Consider the following 22,882-nt stretch of genomic DNA (forward strand, 5'->3'; position numbering starts at 1 on the left):
CCGTCCCGGGGGCTTACCTGTTCGGCAGTAGCATTGTGGAAAGCGAAGGCACAAGGGCAACCAGTATCCACACCGCGACAAGCGCCAGGATATAGGGGTAGATATAGCGCAGTATCCTGAAGTAGCTCACGCCGGTCACGCCCGCGGCAACGTAAAGGTTCAGCCCGTAGGGCGGAGTGATGAAGCCGATCGAGGCGCCGACCAGGAAGATCACCGCGAACTGGATCGGATCGACGCCGATCGAGGCTGCGATCGGCGCGAGGATCGGGGCCATGATGATCGTGGTCGGCAGGCTTTCAAGCACCATGCCGGTGACGAATACGATCGCCATCGCGGTGAACAGCACCGGATAATACCCGCCCATGGAGCGCACGAAACCGCCGATCGCGTCTTCCGCGCCCATGACCGACAGGATCTGCTGCATCACGACCGAAATCGCGATCAGCGGCGCCAGAATGCCGGTGATCTGGGCCGAGCGCAGCGTGATCTTTGGAATATCGATCGGGCTGAAGCCGCGCACCACCAGCATTTCGCCATAGCTGCGTTCGCTCGGCGGGCGATCCTCGCTGGGCGAACCCATCATCTTGTGCAGCGGCAGGCTGACGAAGCCGACGACGACGCAGAACGCGACCGTGACGGCGGCGGCTTCCGTTGGCGAGAACTTGCCGGTGTAAATGCCCCACAGCACGATGCCGATGGCGAAGAAGCCCAGCCATGAGCCGATCGCGGTCTTGAAGACCCGGGACGGCTGCAGCCGGATCAAATGGCCCCAGCCATTGATCGAGCAGATGACCCAGCAGAAGGCCATCATCGCAAGGCCCATCAACAGGCCGGGAATGATGCCGGCGACGAACAGCTCGGAGATCGGCAGGTTCATCAGGAAGCCGTAGACGATGAAGATGATCGACGGCGGAATGATGATGCCGAGCGTGCCGCCGGCGGCCGCCGTCGCCGCCGAGAAGCGCTCGTCATAGCCGCCCTTCTTCATTTCGGGATGGAGCATGGAGCCGATCGTGGCGGTGGTCGCCGAGTTGGAGCCGGAGATCGCGGCAAACAGCCCGCAGGCGCCGATCGCGGCCATGGCGAGCCCGCCGCGCAACCAGCCGAGGCAGGAGTAGGCGAAATCCGACATGCGCCGCGCGATGCCCGACTGGTTGATCAGGTCGCCGGTGAGGATGAACAGCGGCATGGCAAGCAGCGCGAAGCCATCCGTGAAGACATCGGAAAGCGCGGAGCCGAGATTGTCGAGCGGCAGGCCGAGCAGCAGGCTCATGCCGATGACCCAGATGCCGATGACCAGCAGCACCGGCACGCCGAGCAGGAAGACGCCGGTCGCGCCGAGCGAGATAAGGGTGATCCAGAGAGAATCGGACATCAAAGGCTCCTCAGTCGCCGAATTGGGTCGTGGCGGAAATCAGCGGCGCGCCGTCCCGGTAATTCTGGTAGTCGATTGCCAGGTTCTCGAAGGCGCGTCCGGCCATCAGCAGGAAGCTGACCGGAACGGAGGTGAGAAGCCACCATTGCAGCACATTGTCGGTGCCGAGCAGGATCTGGAAATTGGCGGCGGAGTTGAACACCACCCGCGTCGAGGTGACGATGACCACCCAGGAAAACAACAGCCAGAGTGCCGCGTCCAGCACGAGGCAGGCGAACTGCCCGGCGCGCGGCATCATGGCCCGGAACTCGGCGAAACTCAGATGGTTGCGGAACTTCATGTTGTAGGCGCAGCCCGCCCAGGTCATGAACAGGAACAGGAACGGGGGCAGGGTGGTCGACCACGGTTCCTGAACGGAAAAGACGAAGCGGCGGAAGACTTCCACCGAGAGAATGGTGGCGATCAGGAGGTAGGACCAGATCATCACCGTCTTTTCGAGGTGTCGTTCGAGGAAGGGCAGGCGGGCGTAGATGAACGCCACCAGCAGGCCACCCACAATCGTCACAACCAGACCGACGAGCCATGCGCCACCGGAGCGCATCGCCTCGCTGATCGTCCAAGAATCCCAGCTTCCGATCGCCGCAACGATCGACCAGGCGCCGCCAAACAACGAATCCATCGTCATTCTCCTCCCAAAACATGGGCTTTATTGCCGACAGCCGGCATTCCTCCTCGAAATGCCGGCTGCATAACTTATCGGATGAAGCGGATCAGCTCTTCCACCAGCGGCGCGGCTCGACGTTTTCCGGCTTCATGTCGGCGGGCACCTGCCGCGCGATGGCGCTGATCTCGGTGTAGGTGTCGATGCCGCCGGCCCAGTTGTTGAGGCGCTCGCGCCACTGTTCCCACGGTTCCGGATTGTATTCCGGCGAACACATTTCCTCCGCCATCTTGATCTGGTCGTCGGCCAGGAAGGCCGGCCGGACATTATTATCGGCGAACACGGTGTTTGGAAGCTGCGGATCGGAGAAGCCGACTGTCTTCACGAGTGCGGCCTCGTTCGCGCCCTGGATCGCGGCCTGCGTGAAGTAAGAGGATTCCATCACGGCGTCCTGCACTTCCGGCTCGAAACTGTCGAACACCTTGGCATTCATCGAGGTGTGCTCGGTGCCGCAGAAGAATTTGAGATCGACCGACTGCGAAACCACCGGCGCCATGTTGGCATAGGCCACGGCAGACGCCCAAGTTTCCGCGCCGTCGATCAGGCCCTGCTTCAGCCCGTCCAGCGTTTCCTCCCAGGCGATCGGAACCGGGTTGAGGTTCAACAGCTGCATGGCGATGCGGCCGAGCTGGGTGCCGGTCACCCGGTTCTTGGTGCCGAACAGTTCCTCGAGCTTTGTGATGGTCGGCTTGTCGGAATATTTGAGCCCGAGCTGGATGCCGCGCAGTTCGCAATGGGTGAACAGGAACTTCAGGCCGTGCCGCTTTTCCAGCGGGTCGCGCAGGATGCGCTGCGATTCCGGGCTGTAGAAGAAATGATACTGCGAGGCGCGGCCCGGGAACATATAGGCGTAGTCGAGCACGTTCAGATAAGGCGCGCCGCCCGCCGAGTTCTGGGTCGAGGCGGTGTAGATATCGACAATGCCGAGCTGGGTCTTTTCGACGCAGTTGAGCTGACCGCAGATCTGGTTGTCGCCGATGAACTCGACGCGGACCAGCCCGTTGGTGCGCTCCTCCAGATCGCGGGCGAATTCCAGGCAGCCGACACGCTCGATCAGCGTGTTCTGGGCGTTGAAGCCTGCTGCGCCATATTTCAGCGTGTATTTCGGTTCGTTGCCGAAGCGCTTTTCATATGTGGATTCAACGGCTTTTGCCAGGCTCGGTAGTGTGACGACCCCCGCCATCGAGCTTGCCGCCAGAAGCGTGGAGCTCAACCCGAACCGTCCCGATAATTTGAAAAGATCGCGGCGCGATATGTTGCGCAGCTTTTCGTCCAGTCCTGTCATTTTCTTCCCTCCCTGTCGAAAAATGAGACTTGCGGTATCGAAATCAATCATATATCGAATGCCCTTGCAAGATACTTTCGTCGCTTCGGCGGCAAATTCAGGGCTTGAGGGGGGCTCATGGAGCGGCTGGAAGCAGACTATGTGATCGTCGGCGCGGGCTCCGCCGGCTGCGTCATCGCCAACCGGCTGAGCGCCGACCCGAATGTCAGCGTCGTGCTCTTGGAAGCGGGGCCTGCGGACCGCAATCCTTGGATTCACATTCCGGTCGGCTATTTCAAGACGATGCACAATCCGACGGTGGACTGGTGCTACAAGACCGAACCGGACCCCGGCCTCAACGGCCGTTCGCTCGACTGGCCGCGCGGCAAGGTGCTCGGCGGTTCCTCCTCCCTCAACGGGCTGCTTTACGTGCGCGGCCAGTCGAGCGACTACGACCGCTGGGCCCAGATGGGCAATCGCGGCTGGAGCTGGGAGGATGTGCTGCCGCTGTTCAAGCGCTCGGAAAACCAGGAGCGCGGAGCGGACGCCTTTCACGGCGCCGATGGCGAGCTGTCGGTCTCCAACATGCGGCTGCAGCGCCCGATCTGCGATGCCTGGGTGGCGGCCGCCACTGCTGCGGGCTACCCGTTCAACCCGGATTATAACGGCGAGACCCAGGAGGGCGTTGGCTATTTCCAGCTCACCGCCCGCAAGGGCCGGCGCTGCAGCGCCGCCGTCGCCTTCCTCAATCCGGTCAAGAGCCGGCCCAATCTGAAGATCGTCACCGGCGCGCTGGTGAAGAAGGTCGAGATCGAGAACGGCCGCGCCACCGGCGTCAGCTACCTGGCGCATGGCAGAAGCGATGCGCTGGTGACCTGCCGGCGTGAGGTGATCCTGTCGTCGGGCACGATCAATTCGCCGCAACTACTGATGCTGTCGGGTATCGGCGACGGCGCGCAGCTCAAGGACAACGGCATCGAGGTCGTCCATCACGCGCCGGATGTCGGGCGCAATCTGCAGGACCATCTTCAGGCCCGCCTCGTGTTCAAATGCAACGAGCCGACGTTGAACGACGAGGTCCGCTCGCTGTTCAACCAGGCGCGGATCGCGCTGAAATACGCGATGTTCCGCGCCGGGCCGATGGCGATGGCGGCAAGCCTCGCCACCGGCTTCATGCGCACCGGCGACCATGTGGCAACGCCGGACATCCAGTTCCACGTTCAGCCATGGTCGGCCGACAATCCCGGCGAGGGCGTCCATCCGTTTTCCGCCTTCACCATGTCGGTCTGCCAGCTCAGGCCCGAAAGCCGGGGCGAGATCGTGCTGAACGGCCCGGATCCGCGCACCTATCCGAAGATTTTTCCGCATTATCTGTCGACCGAGACCGATCGGCGCACCATTGTCGAGGGCGTGAAGATCGCCCGCAGGATCGCGCGTCATGCGCCGCTGAAATCGAAGATCGCCGAGGAGTTCAGACCCACGGCCGATCTTGCCATGGATGACTACGAGGGTACGCTCGACTGGGCACGCAATTACACCGCCTCGATCTATCACCCGACCGGCACGTGCCGCATGGGCCAGGATGAGCGCGCGGTTGTGGACGAGCGTCTGAGGGTGCGCGGCGTCGCCGGGCTTCGCGTCGCCGATTGCTCCATCATGCCGGAGATCGTTTCCGGCAATACCAATGCGCCGGCGATCATGATCGGCGAGAAATGCAGCGATCTCGTGCGAGAGGACAACCGACAGATCGCCTGACACCGAACACCAAATTCCTAGAGGAGACCACCCATGAAAATGACCACCGAAGAGGCTTTCGTCAAAGTTCTTCAGATGCACGGCATCGAGCATGCCTTCGGGATTATCGGCTCGGCCATGATGCCGATTTCCGACCTGTTTCCGCAGGCCGGAATCGCATTCTGGGACTGCGCCCATGAATGCAATGCCGGAATGATGGCCGACGGTTACAGCCGCGCCACCGGCAAGATGTCGATGGTCGTTGCCCAGAACGGGCCGGGCATCACCTCGCTGGTCACGCCCGTCAAGACCGCTTACTGGAACCACACCCCGCTTCTGGTCGTCACCCCGCAGGCCGCCAACAAGACCATCGGGCAGGGCGGCTTTCAGGAAGTCGAGCAGATGGCGCTGTTCAAGGACATGGTCGCCTATCAGGAAGAAGTGCGCGACGCCTCGCGCATCGCCGAAGTGCTGAACCGCGTGATCCTGAAGGCCAAGCGCGCTTGCGGCCCGGCCCAGATCAACATTCCGCGCGATTTCTGGACCCAGGTCATCGATATCGAACTGCCGGCCATCGTGGAATTCGAGCGGCCCACGGGCGGCGAGCAGGCGATCGAGCGCGCCGCGAAACTCCTCAGCGAAGCCAAGTTCCCCGTCATCCTCAACGGCGCGGGCGTTGTTCTCGGCGGCGCGATCGAGGCCTCGAAGGCGCTTGCCGAACGGCTGGATGCGCCGGTCTGCGTTGGCTATCAGCATAATGACGCCTTTCCCGGCAACCATCCGCTGTTTGCCGGTCCGCTCGGCTATAACGGCTCGAAGGCGGCGATGGAGCTGATCGCCAAGGCCGATGTCGTGCTGGCGCTCGGCACCCGCCTCAACCCGTTCTCGACGCTGCCGGGCTACGGCATCGACTATTGGCCGAAGGACGCGGCGATCATTCAGGTCGACATCAATCCCGACCGCATCGGCCTCACCAAGCCGGTCACCGTCGGCATTGTCGGCGATTCGAAGAAGGTCGCGACCGGCATTCTCGACAGGCTTGCCGGCAATGCGGGCGATATCGACCGCGACGACCGCAAGGCGCTGATCGCGAAGACCAAATCGGCCTGGGCGCAGGAACTGACTTCGCTCGACCACGAGGAAGACGATGAGGGCACGACGTGGAACGAACGCGCCCGCGATCGCGAGCCGGAGCGGATGAGCCCACGCATGGCGTGGCGCGCAATCCAGAAGACGCTGCCGAAGGATGCGATCATCACCTCGGATATCGGCAATAACTGCGCGATCGGCAACGCCTATCCGACCTTCGAGGAGGGCCGCAAATATCTGGCGCCCGGCCTGTTCGGCCCTTGTGGCTACGGCTTCCCGGCGATCGTCGGCGCCAAGATCGGCCAGCCGGATACCCCGGTCGTCGGCTTTGCGGGTGACGGCGCCTTCGGCATTTCGATGAACGAGATGGTGTCGCTGAAGCGCGACAACTGGCCGGCGATCACCATGGTGATCTTTCGCAACTACCAGTGGGGCGCGGAAAAGCGCAACACCACGCTGTGGTTCGACGATAACTTCGTGGGCACCGAACTCTCGCTCGACGTCCGCTATGCCGATATTGCGAAGGCCTGCGGCGTCGAGGGCGTGCAGGTGACCTCGATGGAGCAGCTTTCTACGGAGCTCGACAAGGCCGTCGAGCGGCAGATGAAGGAGAAGAAGACCACCTTCATCGAGGTGGTGCTGAACCAGGAGCTGGGCGAGCCCTTCCGCCGCGATGCGATGAAGAAGCCGGTCTCGGTCGCCGGCATCAACCGGGCGGATATGCGCAAACAGGCGGTTTGATCCAACAAGCGAGGCAATGGCGGGGGCAAGCCTTCCCGCCATTGCCTATTGAAAATCAGGCGGCGGGCGACCTTGCCAATCGTCGTCGAAACGCTTTTTATGGGCCCGTCGTCCCGATCAGCGCAATCAGACCCGCAGGGTGAGAACATGAACCAGCTAGAGAAGATTTTCGCCAACGCAAAGCGGCTGAAGAAGACGATCATACTGCCGGAATCGGGCGACAAGCGCGTGCTGGAAGCGGCCTGCAAGGCGGCCGATTTGGGCGTTGCCCGCATCATTCTGGTCGGGGTGAAAAGCGATGTCGATGCGCTCTGCGCCGAGATCGGCATTACCCGCCCGGACGCGATCGAGGTCATCGCTCCGGAAAGCTCGGCACTCCTGCCCGAGCTCTCGAAGCTCTATTACACGCTGCGCAAGCACAAGGGTGTCACCGAGGAGGACGCCGACAAGGCCGCGCGCAACCCTTATGTGTTCGCGGCCCTGATGGTGAAGGCCGGGCATGCGGACGGCACGGTCTCGGGCGCGGCATGCTCGACGGCCGATGTCGTTCGCACGGCGATCCAGGTGATCGGCGCGGCCCCCGGCACCCGCCTCGTTTCCAGCTTCTTCCTGATGATGCTGGAGGCCGACCACCACGCCAAGAAGGGCGCCTTCCTGTTTTCCGATTGCGGGTTGGTGATCGATCCGGATGCGGCGGAGCTCAGCAAGATCGCAATCGCGGCGGCGGGCTCCTATACCATGCTCACCGGCGACACGCCGCGCGTGGCAATGTTGTCCTTCGCCACTCGCGGCAGCGCGTCCCACCCCATGGTCGACAAGGTCGAACAGGCCGTGAAGCTGGTGCGGCTCAACCGGCCCGACCTTCTGGTTGACGGCGCGCTGCAGTTCGATGCCGCCTTCGTTCCCGAAATCGCCAAATCCAAGGGGGCGGCCGAGCCGCTCGGGGGCGAGGCCAATATCTTCATCTTTCCCGATCTGCAGGCCGGCAATATCGGCTACAAGATCGCGCAGCGCATCGGCGGCGCATCGGCCATCGGCCCGGTGCTGCAGGGGCTCGACAAGCCGGCCAATGACCTGTCGCGCGGTTGTTCCGCGCAGGACGTGCTCGACATGATCGCAGTGACCGCCTGCCAGGCGGGCGCGCAGAAATGAACCGATCACGCGGGCAAGCGGTCGCCCCTCAGCCCGGCATGAGGTGAGGGCGCATGCCCGACCTTGCCATTTCCTTTCCGGTGTTCGCCGGCTTTGCGGCCTGTCTGGCGATGGGCGCTTTTCTGCGCGGCCTTGCCGGTTTCGGCATGGCGCTGGTGGCAATGCCGTTTCTGGTGCTCTTGGTGCCGCCGGCGGATGCCGTGCTTGCCGTGCTGGTGGTGCAGATCACGCTGACCCTGATCGACCTGCCGGAATGCATCGGCCATGCCGATCGCCGCGCCGTCGGGCTGCTGACGCTCGCGGCTTTTTTCGGAACGCCGGTGGGGCTGCTGTTCATTTCCGTCGTGCCGCTCTGGCTGGCGCAGATCGTGATTGGCACGATCACCGCCGGGGCCGCGGCTGCGCTGTTCTTCAGGTTTTCCCTCGGACCCCGGCCGGGCGCGGTCTCCACCACGGCGGTCGGGTTTTTCGCCGGCCTGTTCAGCGGTCTTGCCGCGGCGCCCGGTCCGCCGGTCGTGGCCTATTTTCTGGCGCGTGAGGTGCCGGCGCGCACCAAGCGCGCCTCGATGATCATCCTGTTCGCGATCCTTGCGGTTTTCGCACTGGCGACGGCGGCTTTCAAAGGCGCGCTTCACCTCCACGTCGTCCTGCTCGGGCTTTTTTCCGCGCCGCTCTGCGCCGGCGGCTCCGCGCTCGGCGCCTATTTCTTCCGGCGCGGCTCAGAGACCAGCTACCGCAATGTGGCGCTTCTGGCGATGGTATGCTCGGCGCTGTTCGGTATCGTACTCGGCATGTCGGCCTGGCTGCGGCTCTAACCCGCCTTTGGACTGCTCCAGTCGGGCGAGCGCAGGTTGGCGATGCGGTTCTTGAACTGCAGGCCGGTGCGGAAGGCGAAATCGGCGATGCCTGAGACGGGCGCGGCCTTGCGCGCGGCATGCTGGCCGCGGATCGCGGTGACAGCGGGGACGTAACGCGCCGGCGTGTCGCTGCGCACGATCCTGGCGATCAGCGCAAACATATTATAGTCCTCGATCACCCGCCGCCTGGCCTCGATGATGGCCGGCAGACGCTTTTCGTATTCATTCGAGGCGATGGCCGCTCTCATGATCTCGACAGCTTCGGCCGGTTTGCGGATGTCGACCGGGATCAGGCTTTGCGCGGGAAAATAATCGAGCACATTGGGTGCGCCGAAATAGAAGGGCAGCGAAAGGCCGAGGAACGGGTCCGAGAGCTTTTCGGTGATGTGGTGGGGAGCGACGTGGTTCTCGATCGCCAGATGATAGCGGAACCTGTCGATGGCCTCGGCCTTGTCATCCATATGCCGGCGGCCATGCCCGAAAACCTGAAGCTCGGGCAGGTGTTTGGCGGCATATTCCGTGAAATCATAGCGCAGGCGATGGAGCGTATGGCTCTGCCGCTTGCTGGAGCAGACGGTCGCGATCGTTTCGGACTTTTCGGGGAAGCGTCGGGCGATCTCGTCGACGGGCAGATAGTCGTGGCGGTTCTCGTCCATGCCATAATACCATGTCAGCCCGGCCTGGCTCCAAATCCGGCCGGGGTGGCGCAGCGCGATCGGCTCCTGGCTGGTCAGGACATGGCCGAACTGGCGGACGAAAGAGCGGCCGTAAACCTTGACGCCGCTTGGCTCCGAGGTGATCAGCAGGGTGTTTTCGGGCGGGCAGGCGAGCGGTTCCTCGGTCATGCCGATAAAGCGCGGCAGGTCGTCATAGACGACCAGCCAGTCGTAATTCCGGGCGTCGGGGTCGAAGATGAATTCGAGGCCGTTGGCCTCGGCCCAGCCTGTTGGCAATTGCCGGGAGAACCTGGGGTTTTCCGGGTTCACCGGCGGAGAACGGCTTAGAATCTTGACCCTGATCGCCATATCAGACCATTGCGTGCGGGAAGCCGGCTTATTTCCAGACGACTTCCAGAATTTCATAGGCGCGGGCTCCGCCCGGCGCATTCACCTCGATCGAATCACCGACTTCCTTGCCGATCAGCGCGCGCGAGATCGGGGAGGAGATCGAGATACGGCCTTCCTTCACATCGGCTTCGAGGTCGCCGACGATCTGGTAGACCTTTTCCTCTTCGGTGTCCTCGTCGACGAGCCTGACGGTCGCGCCGAAGCGGACCTTGTCGCCCGACATCTTGGCGGGATCGAAGATCTCCGCGCGGGTGGTCACATCCTCAAGCTCGCCGATCCGGCCCTCATTGTAGCTCTGGGCTTCCTTGGCGGCGTGGTATTCGGCGTTTTCGGAAAGGTCGCCATGGGCGCGCGCTTCCGCGATTGCCTGGATGATCCGGGGACGTTCCTCCTGCTGGCGCCAGCGCAGCTCCTCGCTGAGCTTGGCAGCCCCGATCTTGGTCATCGGTACTTTTTCGACCATATCTTTATCCTTTGGTCTGTCGTTGGACGCGGCGGAGGCGGGCTCCGTCGCGTCCGTGCATGTTCTTCGTTTTCGTGGGGCGAACAGCCGTTGACTTGGGAAGCGCCCGGCCGATTTGCAACACAAAAAGAAACAGGTTCCGAAGCGTGACCCCGGAACCAGTTTCATAGCTGACGAAACTTATAACAGATGCGACGGCGCGATTTCCAGACAAATCGTCTCATCTCTTCGGCCCCGGCGATCGGGAGAGGTGCAGCCGCGCCGTGAAAGAGGCGCTTCAGTGCCCTTCCACCGGACGCGGTGGCTCTCTGCGATAGACCCTGTTGGCGGAAAATGACAGGGCGAGCAGGGCGAGCACGGCAACGAGCGCGCAGGCGGCGAAGCTTGCGCAATAGGCGTCGCGCGCAGCAGTGAGCCAGGGGGCATCGCTGACGCCAAGCTCGCGGGCGGCGTCCACCGCGCCGGCGAGCGTCTGGCCGGTGTCGAAGGCGGCGGATGGCGGCAGGGCGGAAAGATCGACCGGCTGCATGGCGAAGCGGTAGATCACCGTCGCAAGGCTTCCCAAGAGGCCGACGCCGAGCGCGCCGCCGAACTCGGCGCAGGTTTCCGACATCGCCGAGGCGACCCCGCCGCGCTCCGGCGGCGCCGAACCGATGATCAGCCCGGTCGTGGTCAGGATCGCGGGAATAAAGCCGAGGCCCAGAACGACATTGGCGATCAGCATGCCGGCAAGGCTCTGGTACCAGGCGGCAAGACCGATGGCCGCGGCGCCGATCGCGTTGATCACCAGACCTGTGATGACCGTCGGGATCGGGCCGAGGCGGTTGGTCACCCGCCACGCCTGCAGCGACATGACGGTGAAGAACACGCCGGGCAGGGCGCTCCAGAGCGCCGCCTCGAGCGGGCTCAGCCCCAGCACGAGCTGGAAGAACTGAGCCTGCAGCAGGAAGATCGAGAACATGAAGAACACGACCGCCATATTGACCAGCATCGAAACCGTGAAGGCCGGAAGCCGGAACAGCCTGAGGTCGATCAGCGGTTCGGTAATCCGATTCTGCCGGCGGACAAACAGGACGCCGAAGCCGATGCCGGCGAAGACTGGCAGCAGGTCGGTCGCGTGAAAGCCATGGGCCGCGATCTGCTTGAAGCCGTAGATAACCGGCAGCACGGTGGCCAGTGAAAGCAGGACGCTCGTCAGATCAAGCCGCGGGCTTTCGCCGGAACGGTATTCCGGCAGCAGAAAGGGACCGCTTGCCAGAAGTGCCAGCATGATCGGCACATTGACCAGAAACACCGAGCCCCAGTGAAAGAAATGGAGCAGCACCCCGCCGATCAGCGGGCCGACGAGGCCGCCGAGTGCAAAGGCCGTGCCCCACACGCCGATCGCGCGGTTGCGTTCGCTCTCGTCGCGAAACATGTTCATGATCAACGACAGCGTCGAGGGCGCGACCGTGGCGCCGGCGATGCCGAGCAGCGCGCGGGCGAAGATCAGCATGCCCGCCGTCTGGGCCATGGCTGCGAGGATCGAGGTTATGGCGAAGGCGGCCGCGCCGATCAGGAGCAGCTTGCGCCGGCCGATGCGGTCGCCGAGCGCGCCCATGGTCACCAGGAAGCCCGCCACCATGAAGCCGTAGATATCGTTCATCCACAGTAGCTGCGGCGCGGACGGCTCCAGTTCGCGCACGATCGAGGGGATGGCGAGGAACAGCACCGAAAGGTCCATGGAATAGACCAGACAGGCGACAGAGAGGACCACGAGGCCCACCCATTCGCGGCGGGTCGCCTTGACGGTTTCGGTCATGAGGTATGCTCCGGCTTCGGCACCACGTTTGCAAAGTGCTGCACGCGTTACCCCAAAACGCGGACGTATCCCAGCATTTTGCGATTCGCGCACCCAATTAGGAGCCGATTCCACGAGATCGGCTGCAACGAAAAATGCGCCGGTCGTCCGGCGCATTTGAGGTCGGAATGGCGTTGGTCCTCAGCGTCTCATCGACACGAGGCAGAAGAACGCGCCCTGCGGATCGAGAAACTGGGCGACGACCGCGCCATCCGGAACGTCCATCGGACCGTTGAGCAACTGCCCGCCGCCGGCCTTCACCCGCTCGATCGCGGCATTGAGGCCATCGACCTGGAAATAGTAGCTCCAGGCCGGCGTGGGCATGCCGTCGGGCATCCGCATCATGCCGCCGAGATCGTCGCCATCGCCGGCGAAGAGGTGGTACTTGCCCATCGACCCCATATCGACCTCGTGCGTCGGCTTCCAGCCGAACATCTTTCCATAGAAGGTGACGGCGGCTTCAGGATCGCTTGTGTAGAGCTCGCTCCACGCCACGGTACCGGTCGTGCCGCGCGGCGGAAACTCCGGCATGCCGCCTTCGGGCGGGATCGGCGTGAAGACGCTGATCGCCGCGCCCTGCGGATCGCTCACCACCGCAAACCGGCCGACGCCCTGAATGTCATGCGGCTCCATCAGCACATCGCCCCCCGCAGCCTTGAATTCCGCAGCCTTGGCGTCGACATCGGCGACATGGACATAGCCCATCCAGTGCGGCGGAATGTCCTGCGCGCACATGTCCTTAGTCAGTTCCATCAGGCCGCAGACATGGCTCTCATAGCCTTCGATGCCGAGCAGCGTGTAGGCCACATCGGGATGGCCGGCATCCTGAGCCTTCCAGCCGACGACATCCTGATAGAACGCCTTCGCCGCCTCTGCATCCGTCGTCATCAGATCGTACCAGATAAATTCGCTCGCCATGCATTGCTCTCCCTGTTGCCGGATACCGGTGCTTTGTGGTCTATTTTTAAGTTGATATCAACCTATAATCTCTCGGTCAAGCCTGTAGCGGCATCGCGATCGTAGCGGCCGATCATGACAATAGCAGGACTGGAGGCGAACGGCCTCAACCGGCATTGCCAACTCTTGAGGCCCGCGCTAGACTTTTCGCCAGCGGACCTTCGCGCCGATGGCGTCGTGCGCAGGGGAAGGCCGCGATCACCATGATGATGGTCCTGCACGCCCGGACGTTTGAGCGTTTTGACGAACGCTTCGAACCGGGCAGGGGTAGTCCGTCCGGTTCAGCGGATGAGGATTGACCCATGAACGGACTGGCCACGCGCCCCGAGAATTTCGTTTGCGAGAATGGCGAGAAGGCGCCGCTGCCCTTCAGCCAGGCGGAATATGACCGCCGTCTTGCGCTTTTGCGCGCGAGGATGGAGGCACGCGGCGTCACCGCCGTGCTGTTCACCTCCATGCACAACATCGCCTATTATTCCGGCTTTCTCTACTGCGCCTTCGGCCGGCCCTTCGGCTGCGTGGTGACCGCCGAGCGCTGCACCACGATCTCCGCCAATATCGATGCCGGCCAGCCCTGGCGGCGCAGCCATGGCGACAACATCATCTATACAGACTGGAAGCGCGACAATTTCTGGCGAACGGCGGCCGGTCTTCTGAAGGGGCATGCCCGGATCGGCATCGAGGGCGACCATATGACGCTCGCCGCCCGTTCGGCGCTTGAAACAGTGATCGGCACTGCGGAAATCGTCGATATCGCGGCCGATGTCATGGCGCTGCGCATGATCAAGTCCGCCGAGGAAATCGCGCTGATCCGCGAGGGCGCGCGGATCGCCGATATCGGCGGCGCGGCGATCCGGGATGCGATCGGTGAGGACGCGCGCGAGATCGATATCGCCATGGCGGGGCGCGATGCGATGGAGCTTGCCATCGCCGAAGCCTTTCCGGATGCGGAATATCGCGACAGCTGGGTCTGGTTCCAGTCGGGGCTGAACACTGACGGCGCGCACAATCCGGTCACCGCGCGGCGTCTTCGGAAGGGCGATATCCTCAGCCTCAACGCCTTCCCGATGATCTCCGGCTATTACACCGCGCTGGAGCGCACGCTGTTTCTTGGTGCGCCGGATGCAGCATCGTTGAAGCTCTGGGAGACAAATGTCGCCGCCCATGAACTCGGCATGTCGCTCATCCGTCCGGGCATCTCGTGCGCCGCGATCTGCGCCGAGGTCAACCGGTTCCTTGCCGAGGCCGGGGTGCTGCAATACCGCTCCTTCGGCTATGGCCATTCCTTCGGCCTGCTCAGCCATTATTACGGCCGCGAGGCGGGGCTGGAACTGCGCGAGGATATCGAGACGGTACTCGAGCCCGGCATGGTGATCTCGATGGAGCCGATGCTGTTCGTGCCGGAGGGCACGCCTGGCGCGGGTGGCTACCGCGAGCACGACATTCTGGTCGTGGGTAAGGACGGCGCCGAAGATATCACCGGCTTTCCCTATGGCCCGGCGCACAACATCATTACTGGCTAGAGCAGGCGCGCCGATTTAGCCGGACAGGCGGCTGGCATAGGCATCGAGCTTTGCCAGCGTCTGCCGGCCGCCTTCGACGGCGCCGAACTCGAGGGTCGCGTCACGAGCCTCGACCGTTTCGAAGATCAGGATCAGCGAAACGCGGGTCTTTCCGCCTTCGTCCTCGAGCAGGATCAGGCCCCGGAAATGGGCGGGCTCGCCGCGTTCGCCACCATGGTCGTAGGCAATGCGGGCCGGAGGGGTGATCTCCGTGTAGCGGATCCAGTTGGGCCAGTCCTTGCCGTCGGGGCCGTGCATCGTGTAGTGCCACAGCCCGCCGACGGAAAAATCCATGGCGTGGGTCTCGTTGACGAACCCTTCCGGCCCCCACCATTGATCCAGGTGCTTTTCATCGGAAAGCGCCTTGAACACCAGTTCGCGCGGGGCGTCCATGACGCGCTCCAGCCGGATGATTCTTGCGGGATCAAGGTCAGCGGTCATTGGTTTTCTCCCTCCAGAAACTGTGCGAGGCGGTCGAGATTCTGGTCGTTGGCGGCCTTGAGGAAGTGCGCCATAGCCTGGTTTTCCTCGGTCGGCTCGAAATCCATTCTCCAGACAAGGCGGCTTCCGCCGGCGTGATCCTCGAACCGCATTTCCAGCACGAAATCATGCACCGGCAGATGATGGCGGGCGCGGACCATGCGGCCATTCTCGATCGCCAGAAAACTCCAGTGGTTGTCGAATTCATCGCCGTTCGAGGCGGTCATGACGATCCGCCAGCTTCCGCCGGGGCGAAAATCGAACGCCGTGATCCGGTTTTCGAACCCGTGCGGCCCCCACCAGCGTGCGAGCTTTGCCGGATCGGCCACCGCGGCAAACAGCGTATCGCGGTCCTGCGGAAAGCGTCTTTCGTTGTGGATTTCGAGGTTTGCGTTGGGCTTTTCCTCGCTCATGGCGTTTCCTCCTTCTGGATTTGCGCGAGATGGGCTTCCAGCCGGTCGAGCCGCTGTTCCCAAAGCGCCCGGTAGTCCGAAAGCCAGCCATCGACCGCCTTCAGCGTCTCCGGCTCTATCCGGCAGGGCCGGGTCTGCGCCTCCCGGCCGCGGGAGATCAGCCCGGCGCGCTCCAGCACCTTCAGATGCTTGGAGACCGCCGGCAGCGACATCGCGAACGGTTCAGCCAGTTCATTCACCGTCGCTTCGCCCTTGGACAGCCGCGCAAGGATCGCGCGGCGGGTCGGATCGGCGAGGGCGGAGAGCGTCCGGGTCAGCGGATCGGACATTTTGTGTTTATCCCATCGGTTAATTAACCTATTGGATAAATAAAGGAGGCAAATCTCTGCGTCAAGTCCGAAGAAAAGGGCAGGCGCTGGGCCTGCCCTTCATGAGGCGTCTCAGTCCGATACGGCTCAGGCGTAGCTTTGCAGCGGGCGCACTTCGAGCTGGCCCTGTTTCAGCGCCTTGATCGCCTGGGCGGCGGCCATGGCGCCGGCCATGGTGGTGTAGTATGGCACCTTCTGGGTGAGTGCTGCACGGCGGAGCGACTTCGAATCCGAGATCGTCTTGTCGTTGCTGGTCGTGTTGAACACCAACTGGACCTGACGATTGCGGATCGCATCCTCGATATGCGGACGGCCCTCGCGCACCTTGTTGATCTTGGTGGCGGAAATGCCGTTTTCCTCCAGGAAGTCGCGGGTGCCGCCGGTCGCCATCACGGTGAAACCCTGCTCCACCAGAAGCCTGACGGCGGGCAGCACGCGCTCCTTGTCTTCCGACTTGACCGAGACGAAGACGCAGCCATCGCGCGGCAGATCGACGCTGGCGCCGAGCTGCGACTTGGCGAAGGCAATTGCGAAATCCTTGTCGAGGCCGATGACCTCGCCGGTCGAGCGCATTTCCGGGCCGAGCAGCGTATCGACGCCGGGGAACTTGGCGAAGGGGAAGACCGCTTCCTTGACCGCGATGTGGTTCAGCTTGCGCGGGTTGGGGCGCTCGCCGTAAGACGCGATCACATCGTTCAGCTTCTCGCCGGCCATCACGCGGGCGGCGATCTTGGCGATCGGCGAACCGATGGTCTTGGCCACGAACGGCACGGTGCGCGAGGCGCGCGGGTTCACTTCGAGGATATAGACCGTGCCGTCCTTGATGGCGAACTGCACGTTCATCAGGCCCTTGACGTTAAGCGCGAGCGCCAGCGCACGGGACTGTACCTCAAGCTCATCGAGGATTTCGTCCGACAGGGAATGGGGCGGCAGCGAGCAGGCGCTGTCGCCCGAATGGATGCCAGCTTCCTCGATATGCTCCATGATGCCCGCGACGAACACGTCGGTCCCGTCGCAGAGGCAGTCGACATCGACTTCGATGGCGTTGGTCAGGTAGCTGTCGAACAGAAGCGGGTTCTTGCCGAGCAGGGTGTTGATCTGCCCGGTCTTGTCGTTCGGATAGCGCTGCTTGATGTCCTCGGTGACGAGTTCCGGCACCACTTCCAGCAGGTAGTGCGACAAACCGGCATCGTTGTGGACGATCTCCATGGCGCGGCCGCCGAGAACGTAGGACGGGCGAACCACCAGCGGATAGCCGATTTCGGCCGCCACCAGGCGGGCCTGCTCGACCGAATAGGCGATGCCGTTATTGGGCTGGTTGAGGTCCAGCTTGATCAGCAGTTTCTGGAACCGGTCGCGATCCTCGGCAAGGTCGATCATGTCCGGTGCGGTGCCGAGGATCGGGATGCCGTTCTTTTCCAGCGCTTCGGCGAGCTTCAGCGGCGTTTGGCCGCCGAACTGCACGATGACGCCGACGAGCGTGCCTTTTTCCTGCTCGGCGCGCATGATCTCGATGACGTCTTCGGCCGTCAGCGGCTCGAAATAGAGCCGGTCGGAGGTGTCGTAGTCGGTCGAAACCGTTTCCGGGTTGCAGTTGACCATGATCGATTCATAGCCCGCATCCTTCAGCGCGAAGGCGGCATGGCAGCAGCAATAGTCGAACTCGATCCCCTGGCCGATCCGGTTCGGCCCGCCGCCGAGAATGACGACCTTCTTCGCATCCGAAATACCGGCCTCGGAGCGGGTCTGGCCATCGAAGGGCGTCTCGTAGGTCGAATACATGTAGGCGGTCGGCGAGGCGAATTCGGCGGCGCAGGTATCGATGCGCTTGTAGACCGGGCGCACGCCGAGCTTGTTGCGAAGCTGGGCGACTTCCTTCGGGCGGCCATGGGTGAGGCTTGCCAGCCGCTGGTCGGAAAAGCCCATCGCCTTCAGCATGCGCAGGTTTTCGGCATCCTGCGGCAGGCCGTGCTCGCGCACGCGCTCTTCCATATCAACGATTGCGCGCAGTTGATCGAGGAACCACGGGTCGATCTTCGAATGCTCGTGGATTTCGCTCTGGCTGACGCCGAGACGCATTGCCTGCGCGACCATGCGCAGGCGGTCCGGCGTGCCGGTGCCGATCGCGGCGCGGATGGCGTTGCTCGGCTCGCCGTTCTCGATGCCTGGGATCTCGATCTCGTCGAGGCCGGTCAGGCCGCGTTCCAGACCGCGCAGCGCCTTCTGCAGCGATTCCGGGAAGGTGCGGCCGATGGCCATGACTTCGCCCACGGATTTCATCGCCGTGGTCAGCGTGTTTTCCGCGCCCGGGAATTTTTCAAAGGCAAAGCGCGGGATCTTGGTGACCACATAATCGATCGACGGCTCGAACGAGGCGGGCGTCGCGCCGCCGGTGATGTCGTTTTCGAGTTCGTCCAGCGTGTAGCCGATGGCGAGCTTGGCGGCGACCTTGGCGATCGGAAAGCCGGTTGCCTTCGACGCGAGCGCCGAGGACCGCGACACGCGCGGGTTCATCTCGATGACGACGAGCCGGCCATCGGCCGGGTTGACGGCGAACTGCACGTTCGAGCCGCCGGTCTCCACACCGATCTCGCGCAGCACCGCCAGCGAGGCGTTGCGCATGATCTGGTATTCCTTGTCGGTCAACGTGAGCGCCGGCGCGACGGTGATCGAATCGCCGGTATGCACGCCCATCGGATCGACGTTCTCGATCGAGCAAATGATGATGCAGTTGTCCGCCTTGTCGCGGACGACCTCCATCTCGTATTCCTTCCAGCCGAGCACGGATTCCTCGATCAGCACTTCGGTGGTCGGCGAGGCGTCGAGGCCGCGCTCGACGATCTCGAAGAATTCCGAACGGTTATAGGCAATGCCGCCGCCGGTGCCGCCGAGCGTGAAGGACGGGCGGATGATGGTCGGCAGGCCGATGACGTCGAGCGCCTGCGCCGCGATTGCCATCGCATGCGACATGTAACGCTGCTTGCGGTCGGTATTGCCGAGGTTCCACTGGTTCTCGAGCTCGTCGAGCGCGTTGTCCAGCGCATCGCCCGAAAGCGTCTTCTTCAGTTCGGCGCGCTTGGCCTCGTGTTCCTGGCGGTGCTGGTCCTTGATCTCTGTGGCGTTGGCCAGCATGGACTTCGGCGTTTCGAGCCCGATCTTGGCCATGGCCTCGCGAAACAGCGCGCGGTCCTCGGCCTTGTCGATGGCGTCCGGTTTGGCGCCAATCATCTCGACATTGTAGCGCTCCAGCACGCCCATGCGGCGCAGCGACAATGCGGTGTTGAGCGCGGTCTGGCCGCCCATGGTCGGCAGCAGCGCGTCCGGGCGTTCCTTGGCGATGATCTTGGCGACGACTTCCGGGGTGATCGGCTCGACATAGGTGGCGTCGGCCAGTTCCGGGTCGGTCATGATCGTGGCCGGGTTGGAGTTGACCAGAATGACCCGGTAACCCTCTTCCCTGAGCGCCTTGCAGGCCTGCGCGCCGGAATAGTCGAACTCGCAAGCCTGACCGATGACGATCGGCCCCGCGCCGATGATGAGGATGGATTTGAGGTCTTGGCGCTTGGGCATGGGCGGTATCCGTCGTTTCTTCTTATCGTCCCTGCATCAAAAACCGGCACGGTTGACCGGGCCGGGTAAGGGACGTGAAATCATGTAGGCTAGGTGGGCCTTATAGGGAAGTTGCCGTGGCAACGGAACCCCGAAAATGCACCGCGCGAACCGCCATCAACGATGTTTTTTCGGCTTTCATGCACTTAAACGTGAACTTTTCGTTTACATGCCGCGTTATTACTCCAAACCGGAGACAAAACCATGTTTGAATATCTGCCTCTTATCGCATTCCAGATCGTGTTCGCGGCTGCAGGACTTGCTATTCTTTACCGGATCGTCGGCGGCAGGATTTTTGGCGCGGACGACGCCCAGCGCAAGAGCCATGGCGAAATCTTTCGCAGGGCCAGCAAGACGTCGCATGCCTGAGCGCGCACGTCTCACCCGGTGACGCCCGTCGGCGTCACCGCTTCGGCGGCACGGTCAGCCTTTCCGCCTCGCTGCCATCGACCCTCTCGTAATTGAATGTCCCCTCCGTAAGCACCTCTTCCGCTGCCTGTTTCAGGCCGGATAGCGCGGCCCGGGCAAACGAGCCGCCGACGCTGATGCGCCTGACGCCGGCGCGTTCCAGCGCTGTAACGGAATAGTTCTCGCCCTGAAGCCCCATCACCACGTTGACCGGCTTGTCGACGGCCCTGCAGACCGTGGCGATCGCCTCGATATCCGGTAATCCGGGTGCGTAAAGCACGTCCGCGCCAGCCTCGGAAAAGGCCTGGAGGCGCCGGATCGTGTCGGCGAGGTCGGGGCGGCCCCACAGGAAATTTTCCGAGCGCGCGGTGAGAATGAACGGCTTTCCGGCCCGGGCTTCCGCCGCCGCGCGCACGCGCTCGACAGCGGCGTCGAAACCATAGATCGGGTCGTCGGGTCGCCCCGTGGCATCCTCGATCGAGCCGCCGACGAGACCCGCCTCGATGGCAAGCCGGATCGTCAGCGCGCAGTCCTCGGGCAAATCCCCGAAGCCGTTTTCAAGGTCGGCGGAAACCGGCAGGTCGGTGGCCTCCACGATGGCCTTGGCGTTGGCAAGAATGTCGTCGCGCGACAGGTCCGCAGCCGAATCGCGGCGGCCGAGCGAAAAGGCAAGCCCCGCGCTGGTGGTCGCTAGCGCCTCGAAGCCGAGATGGGCCAGCAGGCGCGCCGATCCGGCATCCCATGGATTGGGCATGACGAAAGCGCGTTCGCGCGCGTGCAGCGCCATGAACCGCCGATATTTTTCCTCCTGCGTGACCACGATGACCCTCCTGTCGTTTTCTGGAACGTATAGTGAACATTCAGGGTTGTAAAGGTTTGTTTTGTGGTTGCGCCCTGCCGCTCGGCCCGAACAAACCTTGACGTGGCGCGTTAGCTCTTCAAACCGGAGACATTTATGAATTTTGAAAATCTGACTTTGGTCTGGCTGACGGTTCTTTTCCTGATGGCCGGCGCGGTCATTCTCGGTTGCGGCGTCAGGATCACCGACGTGGCGGACAGGATTGCCGACCGCACGGGGCTCGGCGAGGCGCTGATCGGCGGGTTGCTGCTGGGCGCGGCGACGTCGCTGTCCGGCACGGTCGTGTCGGTGACCTCGGCGCTCGATGGCCGGGCGTCGCTGAGTTTCTCCAACGCCGTCGGCGGTATCGCCGCGCAGACGGCCTTTCTGGCGTTAGCGGACATGATCTACCGCCGGGTCAATCTCGAACACGCGGCGGCCGATCTTTCCAACCTGTTTCAGGGCGCGCTGCTGGTTCTGCTGCTGAGCATGCCGCTTCTGGCCTATGCCTCGCCGGAAATCACGCTGTTTGCGGTCAGCCCGGTCTCGTTCGCCCTGTTCGGCGTTTACATCGCCGGAGTTGTTGCCTCCAAACGGGTGCGCGACGAGCCTATGTGGACGCCCGTTGGCACGCATGAAACGCGCACGGACCAGCCCGAGGAAGAGGAGAGCGATGCCCGCGGCAATATCGGCATCTTCGCGGTGTTCATCGGTCTGATGCTGCTGATGGGCATTTCCGGCTATGTGATTTCCGAGATCGCCGGCGTGATCACCGACCGTTACGGCCTGTCCGCCTCGCTCGTCGGCGCGCTGATGACGGCGGTGGTGACCTCGCTGCCGGAACTGGTGACGACGCTTGCGGCCGTCAGGCGCGGTGCGCTCCAGCTTGCCGTCGGCGGCATTATCGGCGGCAACACGTTCGATACGTTGTTCCTGACGCTTTCGGATATAGCCTATCGCGACGGCTCGCTCTATCACGCGATCGGCAAGGACGATCTGATCTGGCTTGCGGTGGGTCTGTCGGCAACCGCGATCCTGCTGCTTGGCCTGATCGTGCGCCAGAAGGCCGGTCCCGGGCGCATCGGGTTCGAAAGCGCGGGCATCCTCGTTCTTTATTTCGGGGCAATCGCGATCACGGCAATCTGACCAGGCTTGTCAACGCGTATAAAGCAGTGCATATCTAAATCGAACCGTTCGGTTCGATCATATCGGAAGGTGGCTTCATGCTCGTTCACTATCTCGAAGATTCTCGCGCCCATCGTATCCTCTGGCTTCTGGAGGAACTCGGGGTCGACTACGAAATCAAGCGCTACAAGCGCGGCGAGAATATGAGCGCGCCGGCGGAGCTGAAACAGATCCACCCGCTCGGCAAGTCGCCGATCATCGAGGATGAGGGCCGGATCATCGCCGAAAGCGGCGCGATCGTCGAATATCTGATCGACCGCTACGGCGATGGCAAGGGCCTCAGGCCGGAGCCGGGCACGGATGAGGCGCTGCGCTATCGCTATTGGCTGCATTATTCGGAAGGCTCCGCCATGCCGCTTCTGGTGATGAAGCTGGTATTCCAGAAAATCCCGGAACAGGGCCCGCGTCTGCTGAAGCCGCTGATGAGCAGGATATTCAGGGCCGTGACGTCGAAACTCACCGACCCGCAACTGAAGACCCATGGCGCCTTCTGGGAAGAGGAATTGCAGCGCGACGGCTGGTTTGCCGGCGCGAATTTCACGGCCGCCGATATCATGATGAGCTTCCCGGTCGAGGTCGGCATGGACAGGATCCCGTTCGGCGAGCGCCCCCAGGCCGTGCTCGATTATCTCGTGAAAATCCACGCCCGCCCCGCCTATCGCCATGCCTTGCAGCGCGGCGGCGCCTATCGCTATGGCGGCAATCCGATCTCCTGATCAGACTCCGCCACCCCGGCCTGCCTATAAGGGTGGCAATTGC

The 22,882-nt window shown here is 63.0% G+C and carries 20 protein-coding genes; 8 read left to right on the forward strand and 12 right to left on the reverse strand.

Annotation, left to right across the window (positions count from 1 at the left end):
• Positions 1–13 precede the first annotated feature (13 nt).
• From Mame_RS11950 to Mame_RS11960, 3 genes are all read right to left on the reverse strand, one after another.
• Complete coding sequence (locus Mame_RS11950) at positions 14–1,375, reverse strand: TRAP transporter large permease (RefSeq protein ID WP_018063697.1); 1,362 nt, start codon at positions 1,373–1,375, stop codon at positions 14–16.
• Positions 1,376–1,385: 10 nt separating this feature from the next.
• Positions 1,386–2,054: a TRAP transporter small permease gene (locus Mame_RS11955; RefSeq protein ID WP_018063696.1), complete on the reverse strand. Its 669-nt coding sequence runs from the start codon at positions 2,052–2,054 to the stop codon at positions 1,386–1,388.
• A 91-nt stretch (positions 2,055–2,145) separates the two neighbouring features.
• Positions 2,146–3,381: a TRAP transporter substrate-binding protein gene (locus Mame_RS11960; protein ID WP_018063695.1), complete on the reverse strand. Its 1,236-nt coding sequence runs from the start codon at positions 3,379–3,381 to the stop codon at positions 2,146–2,148.
• A 117-nt stretch (positions 3,382–3,498) separates the two neighbouring features.
• On the opposite strand from Mame_RS11960, the gene Mame_RS11965 reads away from it, so the two are divergent.
• From Mame_RS11965 to Mame_RS11980, 4 genes are all read left to right on the forward strand, one after another.
• On the forward strand, positions 3,499–5,115 hold the full coding sequence (locus Mame_RS11965) for a GMC family oxidoreductase (RefSeq protein WP_018063694.1): 1,617 nt from the start codon (positions 3,499–3,501) through the stop codon (positions 5,113–5,115).
• 33 nt (positions 5,116–5,148) lie between these two features.
• Complete coding sequence (xsc, locus tag Mame_RS11970) at positions 5,149–6,924, forward strand: sulfoacetaldehyde acetyltransferase (protein ID WP_018063693.1); 1,776 nt, start codon at positions 5,149–5,151, stop codon at positions 6,922–6,924.
• Between the two features lie 147 nt (positions 6,925–7,071).
• Positions 7,072–8,076: a phosphate acetyltransferase gene (gene pta, locus Mame_RS11975; RefSeq protein WP_018063692.1), complete on the forward strand. Its 1,005-nt coding sequence runs from the start codon at positions 7,072–7,074 to the stop codon at positions 8,074–8,076.
• Between the two features lie 53 nt (positions 8,077–8,129).
• A complete protein-coding gene (locus tag Mame_RS11980; RefSeq protein WP_018063691.1) occupies positions 8,130–8,891 on the forward strand; it encodes a sulfite exporter TauE/SafE family protein in 762 nt (253 codons plus the stop codon).
• Here Mame_RS11980 and Mame_RS11985 read toward each other — a convergent pair.
• The 4 genes from Mame_RS11985 to Mame_RS12000 all read right to left on the reverse strand — a co-directional run bounded on the left by Mame_RS11985 (position 8,888) and on the right by Mame_RS12000 (position 13,221).
• Positions 8,888–9,958, reverse strand: a complete 1,071-nt coding sequence (locus Mame_RS11985; protein ID WP_157624510.1) for a glycosyltransferase family 10 domain-containing protein — start codon at positions 9,956–9,958, stop codon at positions 8,888–8,890. The genes Mame_RS11980 and Mame_RS11985 overlap by 4 nt on opposite strands.
• 28 nt (positions 9,959–9,986) lie before the next feature.
• Complete coding sequence (gene greA / locus Mame_RS11990; RefSeq protein WP_018063689.1) at positions 9,987–10,463, reverse strand: transcription elongation factor GreA; 477 nt, start codon at positions 10,461–10,463, stop codon at positions 9,987–9,989.
• Between the two features lie 277 nt (positions 10,464–10,740).
• On the reverse strand, positions 10,741–12,264 hold the full coding sequence (locus tag Mame_RS11995; RefSeq protein ID WP_018063688.1) for an MFS transporter: 1,524 nt from the start codon (positions 12,262–12,264) through the stop codon (positions 10,741–10,743).
• A gap of 180 nt (positions 12,265–12,444) precedes the next feature.
• Positions 12,445–13,221, reverse strand: coding sequence for a VOC family protein (locus Mame_RS12000; RefSeq protein WP_018063687.1), 777 nt, complete (start codon positions 13,219–13,221; stop codon positions 12,445–12,447).
• A gap of 341 nt (positions 13,222–13,562) precedes the next feature.
• On the opposite strand from Mame_RS12000, the gene Mame_RS12005 reads away from it, so the two are divergent.
• Positions 13,563–14,783, forward strand: coding sequence for an aminopeptidase P family protein (locus Mame_RS12005; RefSeq protein ID WP_018063686.1), 1,221 nt, complete (start codon positions 13,563–13,565; stop codon positions 14,781–14,783).
• A gap of 15 nt (positions 14,784–14,798) precedes the next feature.
• On the opposite strand, the gene Mame_RS12010 is transcribed toward Mame_RS12005, so the two are convergent.
• The 4 genes from Mame_RS12010 to carB form a co-directional block, all read right to left on the reverse strand.
• Entirely contained in the window at positions 14,799–15,263 is a 465-nt protein-coding gene (locus Mame_RS12010) for an SRPBCC family protein (RefSeq protein ID WP_018063685.1), read from the reverse strand.
• Positions 15,260–15,715 carry an SRPBCC domain-containing protein gene (locus Mame_RS12015; protein WP_018063684.1) on the reverse strand — a complete coding sequence of 152 codons (456 nt, stop codon included), beginning with the start codon at positions 15,713–15,715 and terminating at the stop codon, positions 15,260–15,262. Before Mame_RS12015 ends, Mame_RS12010 begins: the two co-directional genes overlap by 4 nt.
• Positions 15,712–16,044, reverse strand: a complete 333-nt coding sequence (locus tag Mame_RS12020; RefSeq protein ID WP_018063683.1) for an ArsR/SmtB family transcription factor — start codon at positions 16,042–16,044, stop codon at positions 15,712–15,714. Before Mame_RS12020 ends, Mame_RS12015 begins: the two co-directional genes overlap by 4 nt.
• A 126-nt stretch (positions 16,045–16,170) precedes the next feature.
• On the reverse strand, positions 16,171–19,653 hold the full coding sequence (gene carB, locus Mame_RS12025; RefSeq protein ID WP_018063682.1) for a carbamoyl-phosphate synthase large subunit: 3,483 nt from the start codon (positions 19,651–19,653) through the stop codon (positions 16,171–16,173).
• A 243-nt stretch (positions 19,654–19,896) separates the two neighbouring features.
• Between carB and Mame_RS26685 the strand changes: the two genes are divergently transcribed.
• Positions 19,897–20,061: a hypothetical protein gene (locus tag Mame_RS26685; RefSeq protein WP_018063681.1), complete on the forward strand. Its 165-nt coding sequence runs from the start codon at positions 19,897–19,899 to the stop codon at positions 20,059–20,061.
• A 34-nt stretch (positions 20,062–20,095) separates the two neighbouring features.
• On the opposite strand, the gene Mame_RS12030 is transcribed toward Mame_RS26685, so the two are convergent.
• Positions 20,096–20,920 carry an isocitrate lyase/PEP mutase family protein gene (locus Mame_RS12030; RefSeq protein ID WP_155122097.1) on the reverse strand — a complete coding sequence of 275 codons (825 nt, stop codon included), beginning with the start codon at positions 20,918–20,920 and terminating at the stop codon, positions 20,096–20,098.
• Between the two features lie 135 nt (positions 20,921–21,055).
• On the opposite strand from Mame_RS12030, the gene Mame_RS12035 reads away from it, so the two are divergent.
• Together Mame_RS12035 and Mame_RS12040 are read left to right on the forward strand one after the other, a co-directional pair.
• On the forward strand, positions 21,056–22,084 hold the full coding sequence (locus Mame_RS12035; protein ID WP_018063679.1) for a sodium:calcium antiporter: 1,029 nt from the start codon (positions 21,056–21,058) through the stop codon (positions 22,082–22,084).
• A gap of 77 nt (positions 22,085–22,161) precedes the next feature.
• Positions 22,162–22,839: a glutathione S-transferase gene (locus tag Mame_RS12040; RefSeq protein WP_018063678.1), complete on the forward strand. Its 678-nt coding sequence runs from the start codon at positions 22,162–22,164 to the stop codon at positions 22,837–22,839.
• Positions 22,840–22,882 lie beyond the last annotated feature (43 nt).

The organism is Martelella mediterranea DSM 17316 (genome assembly GCF_002043005.1).
GTDB classification, from domain to species: Bacteria; Pseudomonadota; Alphaproteobacteria; order Rhizobiales; family Rhizobiaceae; genus Martelella; species Martelella mediterranea.

Bases quoted from the DNA above. Each gene is read 5' to 3' on its own strand.
- Mame_RS12035 (WP_018063679.1), top strand. From the start codon at position 21,056: ATGAATTTTGAAAATCTGACTTTGGTCTGGCTGACGGTTCTTTTCCTG.
- Mame_RS12005 (WP_018063686.1), top strand. From the start codon at position 13,563: ATGAACGGACTGGCCACGCGCCCCGAGAATTTCGTTTGCGAGAATGGC.
- Mame_RS11955 (WP_018063696.1), bottom strand. From the start codon at position 2,054: ATGGATTCGTTGTTTGGCGGCGCCTGGTCGATCGTTGCGGCGATCGGA.
- Mame_RS12015 (WP_018063684.1), bottom strand. From the start codon at position 15,715: ATGAGCGAGGAAAAGCCCAACGCAAACCTCGAAATCCACAACGAAAGA.
- Mame_RS12020 (WP_018063683.1), bottom strand. From the start codon at position 16,044: ATGTCCGATCCGCTGACCCGGACGCTCTCCGCCCTCGCCGATCCGACC.
- pta (WP_018063692.1), top strand. From the start codon at position 7,072: ATGAACCAGCTAGAGAAGATTTTCGCCAACGCAAAGCGGCTGAAGAAG.
- Mame_RS12010 (WP_018063685.1), bottom strand. From the start codon at position 15,263: ATGACCGCTGACCTTGATCCCGCAAGAATCATCCGGCTGGAGCGCGTC.
- Mame_RS11965 (WP_018063694.1), top strand. From the start codon at position 3,499: ATGGAGCGGCTGGAAGCAGACTATGTGATCGTCGGCGCGGGCTCCGCC.
- Mame_RS11995 (WP_018063688.1), bottom strand. From the start codon at position 12,264: ATGACCGAAACCGTCAAGGCGACCCGCCGCGAATGGGTGGGCCTCGTG.
- Mame_RS12000 (WP_018063687.1), bottom strand. From the start codon at position 13,221: ATGGCGAGCGAATTTATCTGGTACGATCTGATGACGACGGATGCAGAG.
- Mame_RS26685 (WP_018063681.1), top strand. From the start codon at position 19,897: ATGTTTGAATATCTGCCTCTTATCGCATTCCAGATCGTGTTCGCGGCT.
- Mame_RS11985 (WP_157624510.1), bottom strand. From the start codon at position 9,958: ATGGCGATCAGGGTCAAGATTCTAAGCCGTTCTCCGCCGGTGAACCCG.
- carB (WP_018063682.1), bottom strand. From the start codon at position 19,653: ATGCCCAAGCGCCAAGACCTCAAATCCATCCTCATCATCGGCGCGGGG.
- Mame_RS12040 (WP_018063678.1), top strand. From the start codon at position 22,162: ATGCTCGTTCACTATCTCGAAGATTCTCGCGCCCATCGTATCCTCTGG.
- Mame_RS11980 (WP_018063691.1), top strand. From the start codon at position 8,130: ATGCCCGACCTTGCCATTTCCTTTCCGGTGTTCGCCGGCTTTGCGGCC.
- Mame_RS11960 (WP_018063695.1), bottom strand. From the start codon at position 3,381: ATGACAGGACTGGACGAAAAGCTGCGCAACATATCGCGCCGCGATCTT.
- xsc (WP_018063693.1), top strand. From the start codon at position 5,149: ATGAAAATGACCACCGAAGAGGCTTTCGTCAAAGTTCTTCAGATGCAC.
- Mame_RS11950 (WP_018063697.1), bottom strand. From the start codon at position 1,375: ATGTCCGATTCTCTCTGGATCACCCTTATCTCGCTCGGCGCGACCGGC.
- greA (WP_018063689.1), bottom strand. From the start codon at position 10,463: ATGGTCGAAAAAGTACCGATGACCAAGATCGGGGCTGCCAAGCTCAGC.